Source organism: Mycobacterium sp. NPDC050551 (assembly GCF_040674075.1).
GTDB lineage: Bacteria > Actinomycetota > Actinomycetes > Mycobacteriales > Mycobacteriaceae > Mycobacterium.
Map to the genome: position 1 here is coordinate 843,368 of NZ_JBFARC010000002.1, position 12,653 is coordinate 856,020.

Annotated in this window: 9 protein-coding genes; 5 read left to right on the top strand and 4 right to left on the bottom strand. The window is 67.5% G+C overall.

Features of this window, described 5'->3' with window-relative positions; all coding sequences use genetic code 11:
• Positions 1–12 precede the first annotated feature (12 nt).
• Positions 13–885, bottom strand: a complete 873-nt coding sequence (locus AB0K11_RS10880) for a DKNYY domain-containing protein (RefSeq protein ID WP_364975748.1) — start codon at positions 883–885, stop codon at positions 13–15.
• A 797-nt stretch (positions 886–1,682) separates the two neighbouring features.
• Here AB0K11_RS10880 and AB0K11_RS10885 point away from each other — a divergent pair.
• From AB0K11_RS10885 to AB0K11_RS10905, 5 genes are read left to right on the top strand one after another with little or no spacing between them, the layout of a single operon-like run.
• On the top strand, positions 1,683–3,995 hold the full coding sequence (locus AB0K11_RS10885) for a UDP-glucuronate decarboxylase (protein WP_364975750.1): 2,313 nt from the start codon (positions 1,683–1,685) through the stop codon (positions 3,993–3,995).
• A gap of 42 nt (positions 3,996–4,037) precedes the next feature.
• Positions 4,038–5,525, top strand: a complete 1,488-nt coding sequence (locus tag AB0K11_RS10890; RefSeq protein ID WP_364975753.1) for a sugar transferase — start codon at positions 4,038–4,040, stop codon at positions 5,523–5,525.
• Positions 5,526–7,700 carry an acyltransferase family protein gene (locus AB0K11_RS10895; RefSeq protein ID WP_364975756.1) on the top strand — a complete coding sequence of 725 codons (2,175 nt, stop codon included), beginning with the start codon at positions 5,526–5,528 and terminating at the stop codon, positions 7,698–7,700.
• A complete protein-coding gene (locus AB0K11_RS10900; protein ID WP_364975758.1) occupies positions 7,697–8,626 on the top strand; it encodes a Gfo/Idh/MocA family oxidoreductase in 930 nt (309 codons plus the stop codon). Before AB0K11_RS10895 ends, AB0K11_RS10900 begins: the two co-directional genes overlap by 4 nt.
• Positions 8,623–9,732: an FAD-dependent oxidoreductase gene (locus tag AB0K11_RS10905; protein ID WP_364975760.1), complete on the top strand. Its 1,110-nt coding sequence runs from the start codon at positions 8,623–8,625 to the stop codon at positions 9,730–9,732. The genes AB0K11_RS10900 and AB0K11_RS10905 overlap by 4 nt, the downstream gene beginning before the upstream one ends.
• Before the next feature lie 6 nt (positions 9,733–9,738).
• Here AB0K11_RS10905 and AB0K11_RS10910 read toward each other — a convergent pair whose 3' ends face one another.
• From AB0K11_RS10910 to AB0K11_RS10920, 3 genes are all read right to left on the bottom strand, one after another.
• Positions 9,739–10,563 (bottom strand): polysaccharide lyase, encoded by an 825-nt coding sequence (locus AB0K11_RS10910; RefSeq protein ID WP_364975762.1) that lies wholly within the window; start codon positions 10,561–10,563, stop codon positions 9,739–9,741.
• 1 nt (position 10,564) lies between these two features.
• Entirely contained in the window at positions 10,565–11,332 is a 768-nt protein-coding gene (locus AB0K11_RS10915; protein WP_364975764.1) for a polysaccharide lyase, read from the bottom strand.
• Between the two features lie 174 nt (positions 11,333–11,506).
• The gene (locus AB0K11_RS10920; RefSeq protein ID WP_364975766.1) at positions 11,507–12,643 is read right to left on the bottom strand and encodes a glycosyltransferase; all 1,137 of its coding nucleotides are present in this window, start codon (positions 12,641–12,643) and stop codon (positions 11,507–11,509) included.
• Between the last annotated feature and the right edge of the window lie 10 nt (positions 12,644–12,653).

The window sequence follows — 12,653 nt, forward strand, 5'->3', positions numbered from 1 at the left end:
GGCCGTCGACGCTCACCCGGCGAAGGACATCGACGTCTCGGAGCAGTTCGTGACGGCCCGGCCGGGTGGGAACGTGGTGGGATCGGCGCCGGCGACGACGCCGTCGCGGTAGTAGGCGCGAGTCCGGTCCGACGAGCACTCGAAGTCGGCGTTCAGCACGCGGAACGACGCCGGGTCGGCACCCGCGATCGGCTTGCCCATCCAGTAGACCCGGGAGGCGTCCGCGGCGTAGGGGCCCTGCAGCGGACGGAAGCTCTCGGCGTCCGCGCCGGCGATCGGACCGGTGAAGTAGAAGACCTGTGCCGCGTCCCGTGCATACGCCCCCTGCAACACACGGAATGTCGCGGGATCGGCGCCGGTGATGACGCCGCCGTTGACGTGCACCGCGGCCCTGTCCCTGGTGAACAGGTAGGAGTCGACGTTCGAGATGATCACGAAGCTCGCGGGGTCATCGGACAGCACGCGACCGTCGCTCCAGTACACCGCGCGGCCGTCGCGGGTCAGGTCGCCATCGAGCAGCGCGAAGTGTGCGGGATCGTCGCTGACGATGCGGTCCCGCCGGAACACGTGCGACCGGTCGCGGGCGAAGTCCCGACGGTCCAGTAGTTCGAAGCTCTCCGGCTCCGCCTCCACGAGGCGCCGGCCGTCGACGTAGACGCTGCGCCGGTCACGCGCGAAGGTCCGGTCGAGCGCCTGGAACGACGGGGTGTCGGCGCCGGCGATCTCGACCGCCGCGCCGGGGAACGCCTCGAGGTAGAACACCTTGCCGTCACGGACGTGGTACCCCGCGGCGTCGAACCACGAGGTCGGCGCCTTGTCACGGCCGCAGCCGACCACGAACAGGCACATCGCGACCACGCATGCCGCGGCGACCGGTCTGCGCATCCGACGATCGAAGCACCTCGCCGGCCGACGCGTCGATCGATCCGTCGGAACGCACGGCGAGCGGCTCGGGCACCGCTTTCGTTGGCAAAGATCAATTGCCAATGCGAACACGTGCGACGACTTCGTAATCTCCGGGTGTATCTACTTCGCCAAAAAATAACACCGGCGTAACAAACGCGGTTCTCGCCGGACGCCCGGAATGCCACCGCCGGCGACCAATCCCTCCCGATACCGGGATGGCCGGCGGCATCATAAAGCCGACCATCCGAACACATCGGAAGTTCGCCGAAGTCGCAGAATGTGATTCGCAGTGTCATTCTCCGCCCCTGCGGCCCGCAGCAGACACCGAACACCGACTGCGCCACGGCGGCCCACCGAGCTCCTCGACGTCACGGTGAAGGGGCGTTTGAACAGCAGGTATCCCTCAGAACAACGAGTGGGTGCGCCGACGGTGCCGCCGGCGCGGCACGATGCCCCGCGGCGTGCACCTACGCAAGTGAGCAGATTGGGACCATCGCCGATTGGTTGCCAACGATGCATTTCGATGCCCTCGGGCAGGCGGGCGGCCGGTATCACCGCTCACCGCGCGTCACAATCGGAGCCGCCGTCGGTAGGGATGATCTTGTTTTCAACGAAGATTTGCCAAGATCACCTCTCGCCTTGCCTTTTATCACGCGAAGAACGCCGGAACACGCTAAAGTCTCGCGCGGGGGCAAACTTTTGACCGGAGGTGTCACTGCATCGGCGTCGCCGGTGCCGTGGCAGACGAGGAGGGGACCATGCGCCGACGTGCGGTATTGACCGGAGGGGCAGGATTCGTCGGCTCCCACCTGGCGGAAAGCTTGTTGGAGCACGACATCGACGTCGTCTGTCTGGACAACTTCGTGACCGGGGCACCGGAGAACGTCGCCCATCTACTGGGGCGCGACGGGTTCCGCCTGCTCAAGGTCGACGTCTCGGACTACATCTCCATCCCGGGACCCGTCGACTACGTGCTCCACTTCGCGTCACCGGCGTCGCCCGTCGACTACTCCGAACTGCCGATCCAGACCATGAAGGCTGGGTCCCTCGGCACGCTGCACACGCTGGGCCTGGCCAAGGACAAGGGCGCGCGCTACCTGCTGGCGTCGACCTCGGAGACGTACGGGGACCCCCTGGTCCACCCGCAGCCCGAAACATACTGGGGCAACGTCAATCCGGTCGGCCCACGCGCCTGCTACGACGAGGCGAAGCGCTTCGCCGAGGCGCTGACCACGTCCTACCGGGTCAAGCACGGCGTCAACGCCGCCATCATGCGGATCTTCAACACCTACGGTCCCCGGATGCGGCCGCGCGACGGGCGGGCCATTCCCAACTTCGTCGGTCAGGCACTGTCGAACACGCCGATCACCGTGCACGGTGACGGCAGCCAGACCCGCTCGGTCTGCTACGTCGACGACCTGGTCGACGGTGCGTTGCGGCTGCTGTTCTCGGACCTGTCGGGCCCGGTGAACGTCGGCAATCCGCACGAGATGACCGTGCTCGAGCTGGCGAACCTGGTCCGCGAACTCACCGGGTCGCAATCCCCGGTGGAGTTCACCGACCGCGGCCAGGACGATCCCTCTCAGCGCAGGCCCGACATCGAACTGGCTCGCAGGGAGCTGGGGTGGGAGCCCAAGGTCGACGTCCGCGAGGGTCTGCTGGAGACCATCGGCTGGTTCCGCGACCAGTCCGACGAGCGGTCACCGGCGGGCGTCCCCACCCCGCGGCGCGCCCCGCGCGAGGCCGAGCAGGACCGACCGCGACACAAGGTGGCGGTGATCGGCACCGGATACGTCGGCGCAGTCACCTCCATCTGCCTGGCATCGCTGGGTCACGTGGTGTGTGGTCTCGATGCGGACCCGGCAAGGGCCGGCCAACTCAACGACGGTCAGGCGCCGTTCCACGAACCGGGCCTGCCCGAGATGCTGACCGCCACCCTGGGCACCGGCCGGCTGAAGTTCACCGACCAGCCGGCCGAGGCGCTGACCGACGCGGACTTCGTGTTCCTCTGTGTCGGCACTCCGCTCGGCAACGACGGGTCCCCGGACCTCACTCAGCTCGAGAGCGCGATCCGGTCCCTCGCGCCGCATCTGCGTCCCGGAGTGGTGATCGTCAACAAGTCGACCGTGCCGGTCGGCTCCGGCAACTGGACCCGCACCATCCTCGAAGAGGCCCTGCCCGGCGGGCGGCAGACCTTCTTCCACGTCGTCTCCAATCCCGAGTTCCTGCGTGAAGGCAGCGCGATCGAGGACTTCCTCTACCCGGACCGGATCGTGCTCGGCGGCGATCCGTCCGACGTGAACCGGGTCGCGCAGCTCTACCAGCCGGTGGTCGACCAGTCCTTCGAGGCCGGCCGCCGCAATCACCGGCCGGCGCTGATCACCACCGAGCTGGCATCGGCCGAGATGATCAAGTACGCGGCCAACGCCTTTCTCGCGACGAAGATCAGCTTCGCCAACGAGATGTCGCAGCTGTGTGAGTTGGTCGGAGCAGACGTACGCGAGGTTCTTCCCGCAATCGGCGCCGATCGCCGCGTGGGCAACGCGTTCCTGAATCCCGGCGTGGGCTGGGGTGGCTCGTGCTTCGGCAAGGATGTCGCCGGTTTGATCTCGACCGGCCAGGAGTACGGCTACACCCCCTCCATGCTGTGCGCGACGGTCGAGATCAACCAGGCGCAACGCGCGACGGCAGTGCGCAAGCTGCAGCGGGAGCTGCACGTACTCAAGGGCCGCCGTATCGCCCTGCTCGGGCTGACGTTCAAGCCGGGGACCGACGACCTGCGTGATGCTCCCGCACTGGACGTGGCCAAGCGGCTGCTGGCCGCGGGGGCGGTGATCTCGGCGTTCGACCCGGTGGTCAAGTCGCTGCCCGACGAGTACGCGGCGATCCGCCTTGCCAGCGACGCGTACGACGCGGCAGACCGGGTGGACGCGCTGATCCTGATGACCGACTGGCCCGAGTTCCGCTTCATCGACGCTGCAGCTTTGCGCCGCGTCATGCGCGGAGATCTGGTCGTCGACGGTCGAAACTTCCTGCCGCAGGCCGCCTTCGCGGGATCCGGTCTGCGTCTCATCGGCTTCGGCTGGTGACCCAATTCCACCATCACACTCCGAAAGCACCCAGGAGTCACCATGACCAGTGAGACGATCCTCGCCCGTCGCACAGCACCGCCCGCCATGCCGGTGGCAGCCGACATCGCACCGCCGTCAGCCGTGTTGCCACTCAACAACACCCGACCGGTGCCTGCGGCCCCCGAACTCGGTCAGCGGCAGCGGTATCTGCTCCGGATCTCCGATGTGCTGGCGCTGACCGCGTCCGCCGCGCTGGGGGGCACGGCGCTGAATCTCATCAGCCCGGTCAGGGCCGGTGACCTCGGCGTGCGCGACATCATCGTCACCGTGCTGGCGATGGTGGTGGCGCTGCATCTGCACGGCCTGTACCGCAGGCCCGCATCGCGGTTGCGGCCGAGTGGCTGGTGGCGGCCGACGGTCATCGCGCGCTGCCTGCCGACGGCGGCACTGCTCGCGCTCGGCGCCGACGCCCTGCTGTTCCACGGCGGCCGGATGACACTGACCTCGGCAGTGGCGATGACACTGCCCGCCGTCGCTCTGGTCCCGTCCGCACGCGGGCTCGTGGTCCGGATGTTCGACACCCCGACCGTCACCCGCATCGTGGTGGTCGGCACCGGACCCATATCCGACCGGCTGACCGCGCGACTGAGCAGGTGCGCCGACACACTCGTCGTCGGCCACGTCGATGACAACCCGGCACCGGGTTCGTCGGTGCTCGGCGGCCTGGCAGATCTTCCCGACGTCTGCGCGGAGCACCGCGCGGACCGGGTCATCGTCGCGTTCCCGAATGCGACCGATCAGCACACTCTCGACGCGCTTCGACTGCTGCTGGGGCAGGTGCCGGTGTCGGTGATCCCCCGGTTCTTCGAACTGCACAACTGGCGCAGTGAGGTCGAGGAGCTGCACGGGCTCGCGCTCATGCACGTGCCCGCCGCGTCACTGGGTGTCAGCGCGCGAACTCTCAAACGCGCCATGGACATCACACTCGCCTCGTGCGCGCTGGCGGTGGTGGCGCCACTCTGGCTGGTGATCGCCGTGGCGATCCGGCTGGACAGTCCCGGTCCCGTGTTCTTCCGCCAGGAGCGAATTGGACGCGCCGGAAAGCCGTTCCAGATCTTCAAGTTCCGCACGATGACCGACGGCGCCGCCGCGCAACTCGACACCGTCGCGCAGCACAACAAGGTGGACGGCCCGCTGTTCAAGGCGGAGAACGATCCCCGGGTCACCCGCGTCGGAGGGCTCCTGCGCCGCACCAGCCTCGACGAACTGCCGCAGTTCCTCAACGTGGTACTCGGTGACATGTCGCTCGTGGGTCCGCGGCCGCTGCCCACCGACATGGCAGATGGTCTCGACGGCGCCGCTCTGACCCGACTCGACGTGTGCCCCGGCATCACCGGGCTCTGGCAGGTCTGCGGTCGCAGCGACCTCAATTACGCCGATCTGCAACACCTCGACTCGGTGTATGTCCGATCCTGGTCACTGCTGTGGGATCTGCGGATCATGCTCCAGACGCCGCGGGTCGTCTTCGAGCGCAAGGGTGCGTACTAGATGACCCAGGTCGCCAGGGTCGAGCCGACCGCGGACCAGCCGCCGGTCCTTGCCGGCTACCGGCCCGACATCGAGGGACTGCGCGCGGTAGCGATCATCCTGGTGCTGCTGGCCCACGCCGGTGTGAGCCGTCTCGAGGGTGGCTACGTCGGAGTCGACGTCTTCTTCGTCATCTCCGGCTTCCTGATCACGCAGATGCTCGTCCGCGAGGTCCGCTCCACCGGACGGCTTCGCGTGCGCCGCTTCTACGCCCGCCGGGCCCGGCGCCTGCTGCCCGCATCGGCGGTGACGCTGGTGGCGTCGGCCCTTCTCGCGTGGGCTTTCCTTCCGCAGAGCCGATGGGTCGACACGGCGTACGACATCATGTCCAGCGCGGTGTACCTGGTCAACTGGCGGCTGGCCGAGGAGGCTGTCGATTACTTCAGCGCGAACAGTTCGCCGAGCATGGTGCAGCACTTCTGGTCACTGGCGGTCGAGGAACAGTTCTACATCTTCTGGCCGTGCCTGATCATCGGCGCCGCATTCCTCGCGCGGATCACCAGGCGGCGCAGGATCACCGGCACGCTCATGCTCGCCCTGGCGCTCGTCGGGCTGCCGTCACTGGCATGGTCGATCTACTACACCGCGAGCAGCCCGTCGCACGCCTACTTCGTCACCACCACCCGGGTGTGGGAGCTGGCTCTCGGCGCCGCACTGGCGATACTCGCGGTCAACGGGCGCTGTCTGCCGCGACGTGTCGCCGTTGTCGTGGGATGGGCCGGCCTCGCCGCGATCATCGCCGCGGCAGTCCTTTTCACGAGGGCGACGCCGTTTCCGGGTACCGCGGCACTCCTGCCCACGCTGGGGTCGGCGGCGGTGATCGCGGCGGGGCTGTCCGCCGATGCGCGGCGGCGAGGATCCGCGAGCCAGTTGCTCTCCACCGGGCCCATGGAGACGGTCGGCCGCCTGTCGTACTCGCTGTACCTGTGTCACTGGCCCATCGTCGTGGTGGCCACCGCCGTACTGGGGACACTGAGCCCGGTCACCGGACTGCTCGCGGTGTCCGCCGCCTTCATCCCCGCCTATCTCCTGCATCACCACGTCGAGAACCCGATTCGGTTCTCCCAGGCCGGGCTGCAGTATTCGGGCCCGATGCTCAAGCTCGCCGCCGTCACCACAGTCGTCTCGCTGACCGCCGGAATGGCCCTCTACATTGCGAACTGGCCTCCCGCACCCCCGTTCGTGCCGCCCACGATCGCGGTGATGAACGGTGCCGATACGACGAACACCGCCAGCCAGACCGGCGGCGCGCAGAGCGATCAACCGGTTGACCGGACGAATCCCAACGCGATCCTCGGCGCCGGCCTGCTCCGCGAGGATCCGCTCAACGATCCGAACGGAGCACCGAAAGACAAGTCGGCTCACATCGTTCCCGATCCCCTGGTGGCCAACGAGGATTACACCCAGTGCACCCAGGTGATCGAGAGCGCCGAGGTGCGCTCGTGCGCCTACGGAAAACAGGACTCCGACGTCGTGGTCGCGGTGGTCGGCGACTCGCATGCCAACCAGTGGGTTCCGGGGCTGGCCAAGGTCGCCGAGAAGAAGGGCTGGGCGTTGGTGGAGTACACCAAGGCGGCGTGCTCGTTCAGCGACGTCCCGGTGGCCACCAAGGACCAGAAGCCATATCCCTCCTGCAACGAGTGGAGCGCCGCGGTGCTCGACCAGTTGATCGCGGAGAAACCCACGATGGTGATCACCGCCCAGTCCTCCAAGGGTGTCTTCGTCAACGGTGAGCTCCGATACGACCCGGTGGGGCGCAGCGCGCTCGCGGCGGGCCTGCGCCGGTACTACGAGGCGCTGACGAAGGCGGGGATACCGGTCCTGGTGATCCAGGACAGTCCCGCACCCACTCAGGACATCCCGGACTGTGTCGAGGCCAATACCGAAGAACTCACGGCCTGCGCCGCCGACCGCGCGGTGATGGTCCCCGACGACCACGGGTCCGATCAACTGGAGGCAATCCAGGGGCTGAACAACGTCCGTGTCGTCGACTTCAACGATGCGATATGCCCGACCGACAAGTGCGCCGCGGTCATCGGCAATGTGCTCCTCTATCGCGACAACAGCCACCTGACCGGGACGTACGTGCGCACTCTCGTGCCGTTCCTCGACAAGCGGATATCGCTGCCGCAATGAACGTCCTGACCCTGCAGCCCAGCAGCCGACCCGACAGCTCCTGTCTGTTCTTCGGGGCGGGCAACTGGGGCCGCAATGTCATCACGGCGTTCACCGCGTGCGGCGCCACCGCGAGCGGGTTCGCGGTGCACGGGAACGCGCCGACCCTGACGTGGCTGTCCACCACCCATCCCGGGGTGCCGGTGTCGACCGACGCCCGGCAGCTGCTCGCCGAGAACGACGCCGCGACCGTGGTCATCACGACGCCGAAGGAATCCCACGTCGCCCTCACCGAACTCGCGCTCTCGCACGGCCGCCACGTCTTCGTCGAGAAGCCGATGGCGCTCGATCCCGCCGACGGCCGTCGGTTGACCGCGATGGCGGACAACCGTGGGCTGGCGCTCTTCACCGGATTCACCTATCTCCACCACCCGGCCGTCGAGCGACTGCACGCCGCCGTTGTAGCGGAAGACGTTGCGACACTTCGGTTCACGTGGAACCGTCCGGCACTCGCAGGCCCGGTCGAGTGGGAGTTGCTCCCCCACGACGTGGCCTTGGCCATCACGTTGACCGGTGAGGTCCCGCAGGCGATTCGGTTGTCCGGCGGCGGCGACACCGCCCGATGCTGGTGGACCACCTCGCGCGGCGCCACTGTGTCGATCGAGCTGAACGGTTCCGGCCCCGGCCCGAAGCGCAAGCAGCTCTCACTGACGACGACGTCGGGTGAGTCATGGGACTGGTCCGACCACCGGCTACGGCAGTCGGCGGCCAGTGCAGATTCAGTCGACGCACAGTTCGCGCCGAACCAACCCCTCCTGCGCGAAGTGCAGTGGTTCCTCGACCATCGGACGGACCGCCGCGCGATGCATTCCGACATGTCACTGTCCGTCGCCGTCACCGATCTCATCAGCCGCGCGTTATCCACCCGACAGGAGCGTCCCGCATGATCTCCAAACCCATCACATTCGGCCGTGTGGCGGTCGTCGGTGCCGGCGTGTTCGGCGTGTCCGCCGCCGTGCGGTTGGCCGAAGACGGCTGGGAGGTGGACATATTCGAAGCACAGCGCTCCATCATGAACGGGGCGACCGGCAACAACGTCTTTCGGCTGCACCGCGGGTACCACTATCCCCGCAGTCTCGACACCGCCCTAGAGACCAAGGAGAGCGTGACGTCGTTCCTCGCCGAATACGGGGCGGCGGTGATCGACTCCGAGCAGCACCTCTACGCGGTGAGCCGCATCGGCAGCAGGGTCACCGGCGAGCAGTTCCTCGAACACTGCACCAAGGCCGGCCTGGAGGTCGAAGTGGTGAAGTCGCCCTTGCTGCGTGAGGACAACACGGAACTCGTCATCAGGGCCACCGAATCGCGGATGGATCCGGTGCAGCTGAAGAACATCGGGCTGCGCCGGCTGGCGGAGTCGGGCGTACGTCTGTACGGCGGCGTCGAGGCCGGACCCGATGTGGTGGACCATTACGACTACGTGGTGCTGTGTGGCAACGCCCGGTCGAACGCGCTCATGCGGGCATGGGGCATCACGCCGCCCCGCCGTCAGTTCGAGGTGTGCGAGGTCGCGATCATGAAGGGCGCGGCGTTGGGCGACACCGACATCGTCGTGATGGACGGGCCGTTCAATTCACTGTCGCCGTACGGCCGGCGGGAAGATCTGCACATCCTCTACGACGTCGAACACAGCGTGCACCACCGGTCGGTCTCGGAGTCCTTCGAGCCGCCCGAGACCTACCGCGAGCTGCTGACGAATCCGTGCGGGGCGCCCTCGGCGCTGACCGCTTTCGAAGCGATGCGCGAGACCGCCAGCAGGTTCGTCAACGGCCTCGACGACGCCGAGTACTGCGGCTCACTGTGGAGCGTGCGTACCGTGCTGGCGGACGTCGACGCCACCGACGCGCGCCCCACCATCGTCAACTGGGTGGCGCCGACAGTCATGACACTGTTCTCGGGCAAGCTGGTCACCGCCGTCACCGCGGCAGAGACCGTGGTCGACGAGATGCGGTGCAAGCTGATGGAAGCGCCGCATTCGCTGGCCGCCGTCTGAGACCGGCTAAGGAGCGGTCACGCGCAGTCCGTCGTGCCAGACGACCTGCGTCCCGCTGCTGGCCGCATCGCGGTACACCCCCTGTTTCAGGTACGCCGGCCGATCGCTCAGCGTCGGGCGGCTGTGCCGCGGCACGGCCAACACCCCGTCCTGCCAGACCTCCACGAAACCGATGGCGGGATCGGCGGAGAACTTGACGTGCAGAACGTAATCCGACCACACGCCCGGCCGCACCGGCCCGATCGGGCGCCGGTGGGGAATGGACGGACCGTCGCCTCCCAGTTCGAGCGTGTTCGCCTTGGACACCTGCAGGGTGAGCGGCGGCGACGAGTCGTCGCTGGGCAGCCACTGCATGAGCACGAACCAGCTGTCGCTGCCTTGCCGGGGATTCTGGAAGGCCTCGTCGAACATGATCGACAGCTCGTAGAACCGGACATCGCCCTCGGCGACGCCGGCACCGCTTGTCGATCCGTCGTCGGTGCGCACCTCCGCGCGTTCGCCACCGCCGAACGGCGGGACGTCGCCGTCGCGCACCTCGAAGCGAGCCGCAGTCGGGTGTCCCGGTCCCCCGTCGCGCACACATGCGCTGTACTCGCAGTACGCACCGGGGGGCTTGTTCCAGTCCCTGGTGTGGAGAGTGGCCCACTGGTCGAGATCACCTGTGTCGTAATCGCCGGTGAACACCACACGCGATCCCGCCCGGACCATGCACGCTTCGGCCGCGTCGCGTGGACTCGCGCACAGCGGCGACGCAGGAGCGGGCGGTGCCGCGCAGCCTGCGGCGAGCCAGGCCAGACAGATGACAGCCACGACGGTGGCCGTGCGGCGCATGTCAGGGCGCCGTGACACGGAGGCCGTCGTGCCACACCACCTGCGTGTCACCAGCATTCGCATCACGGTAGATACCCTGCTTCAAATAGATGGACTCGGTGGTCATCGTCGGGCGGTTGTACCGCGGGAGAACCAGCAGACCGTCAGCCCATGCCTCGACGAATCCGACCGATGGATTCTTCGAGAATTTCACGTGCAGGATGTAGTCGACCCACTCGCCGGGCCGCACCTCCCCGATGGACCGGTGATACCTGCGGGGCACCCCGTCGCCGCCGAAGTCCAGGGTGTTGCTCTCCGAAACCTGAAGGGCCAGCGCGGGAGCTCCGTAGCCGAACCACTGCATCACGATGAACCAACCGGCGCTGGACACCCGCGGGTTGCGAAAACCCTCGTCGAACTTCACCGACATCTCATACCAGCGCTCATCACCCTCGAAGGCGTAGCCGCCGTTGGAGGGACCGTCCCCGGTACGCACTTCCGCACGCTCTCCGCCGCCGAACGGCGGGATGTCCCCGTCCCGTACCTCGAACCGCGCCGCAGTCGAGTGGCCTTCGCCGCCGTCCTGAACGCATGCCCGGTAGGTGCAGTAGTCACCGGCGAACTGGCTCCAGTCCTGGGTCTGCAGCGTCGCCCACTGGGTGAGATCGCCGGTGTCGTAGTCGCCGACGAACACCACCCGCGACCCCACCGGAATCCGAGGCGGCTCTGTGGCACAACCCGCCGACGTCGCCAGGACGGCGGCCGCCAGCGCCGCGGAGCGAAATCGCATGTCACCTCGTCCGGATCACACGGGCCGGCCGGCCGGCGACCACTGCGTTGGACGGTACGTCATGCAGCACGAGGCTGCCCGCTCCCCGAATGTCTTTCCTGCCGCTCGCCTCTGTGCGCGCACCGGTACAGAGCGGCTCCAGGCAGGGCGAGATGCGCCGCTCGGCAGGAGTCGTCAACCGCGCCTCGCCAGCGCGAGGAACGGTTCGACCATTCGGTCGGCCGAATATTTCGACCGCGCAAGCCGAGCCATCTCCTCGCAGTCGAACGACCAGGGCTCGCGGTAGAGCGATGTGATCGCCTCGCAGCAGCCCGCGACGTCGTCGGTCTCGAAGACGATGCTGTTGCTCGCATCGAGGGCCTCGATCTCGGGGGCATGCGGATCGTCGCGTGGATAGAGAACCGGTACCCCGAAATACAGCGCCTGCGTGGCATTGAGACCGATGTATCCGGGTGCGAGGAGTCCACGGCAGCGCTGGAAGATCGGCGCCAGCAGGTCGAGGTCGCTGACCCAGCCGTAGCAGCGGACCTGGGCGTCGAGTCCCGACTGCGCCACCCGATCGGCGATCGCACGCTCCATCGGTCCCGACCCGACGATGTGCAGGACGGTGTCCGCGGGCAACGTGGCACGGGCCCGTTCGAACGCCTCGAGGCCCAGCAGCGGCTTCTTGTCGGGAACCAGGCGGCCGATCATCACCAGATCCGGACGGTCGGCCACCTCACCGACGTCGAATCGCGACATCTGCTCGATCGAGTAGAGCGAATTGCGAGCCGGCATGACGTTCTTGCGCGGGAAGAGATCCTGGAGTTCCGCGGCCTCCGTCTCGGTGTACGTGATCAGCTCCGAACACAGACTCTCCATCACCCGGCGAATGCGATTGTGCTCCGGTCGAGGTCCGCGCCGTGAGTGCGCGTGCCCCCACGCGGCAGTGCCGCGCAGGGTGAGCAGCCGGCCGATCAGCAGCAGCCAGGACGTCAGATTGCGCGGGTTGATCTCGATCACCAGGTTCTTGGCGAGGAATCCCCGCACCAGGCATCCGTGCTGCCACACCGCCCGGCGCCCGGCGAGGTAGCGGTTACGGCCGGTACGCAGCACGATGGGCGACGCCACATCGGTCACGACGCCGTCGCCGAATTGCGCGTCCCCCACCAAGAGCAGAATGTCCTCGCCGGACAGTTCGAGCGCGCGCACGAACTCCTGGCGATACGACGGCATCGCCAGCTGCGTCACAACCAGATCGCGTCGGCGGCGCACCGGAGAGTGCGCGCGGACCCGGTCGCCGGTCACCGAACGAATCGTGTCACTGGTCATCGGTCGTCGT

Excerpts from the sequence above, each read along its gene's own strand:
- AB0K11_RS10905 (WP_364975760.1), top strand. The coding sequence starts at position 8,623 with ATGATCTCCAAACCCATCACATTCGGCCGTGTGGCGGTCGTCGGTGCC.
- AB0K11_RS10915 (WP_364975764.1), bottom strand. The coding sequence starts at position 11,332 with ATGCGATTTCGCTCCGCGGCGCTGGCGGCCGCCGTCCTGGCGACGTCG.
- AB0K11_RS10920 (WP_364975766.1), bottom strand. The coding sequence starts at position 12,643 with ATGACCAGTGACACGATTCGTTCGGTGACCGGCGACCGGGTCCGCGCG.
- AB0K11_RS10895 (WP_364975756.1), top strand. The coding sequence starts at position 5,526 with ATGACCCAGGTCGCCAGGGTCGAGCCGACCGCGGACCAGCCGCCGGTC.
- AB0K11_RS10880 (WP_364975748.1), bottom strand. The coding sequence starts at position 885 with ATGCGCAGACCGGTCGCCGCGGCATGCGTGGTCGCGATGTGCCTGTTC.
- AB0K11_RS10900 (WP_364975758.1), top strand. The coding sequence starts at position 7,697 with ATGAACGTCCTGACCCTGCAGCCCAGCAGCCGACCCGACAGCTCCTGT.
- AB0K11_RS10910 (WP_364975762.1), bottom strand. The coding sequence starts at position 10,563 with ATGCGCCGCACGGCCACCGTCGTGGCTGTCATCTGTCTGGCCTGGCTC.
- AB0K11_RS10890 (WP_364975753.1), top strand. The coding sequence starts at position 4,038 with ATGACCAGTGAGACGATCCTCGCCCGTCGCACAGCACCGCCCGCCATG.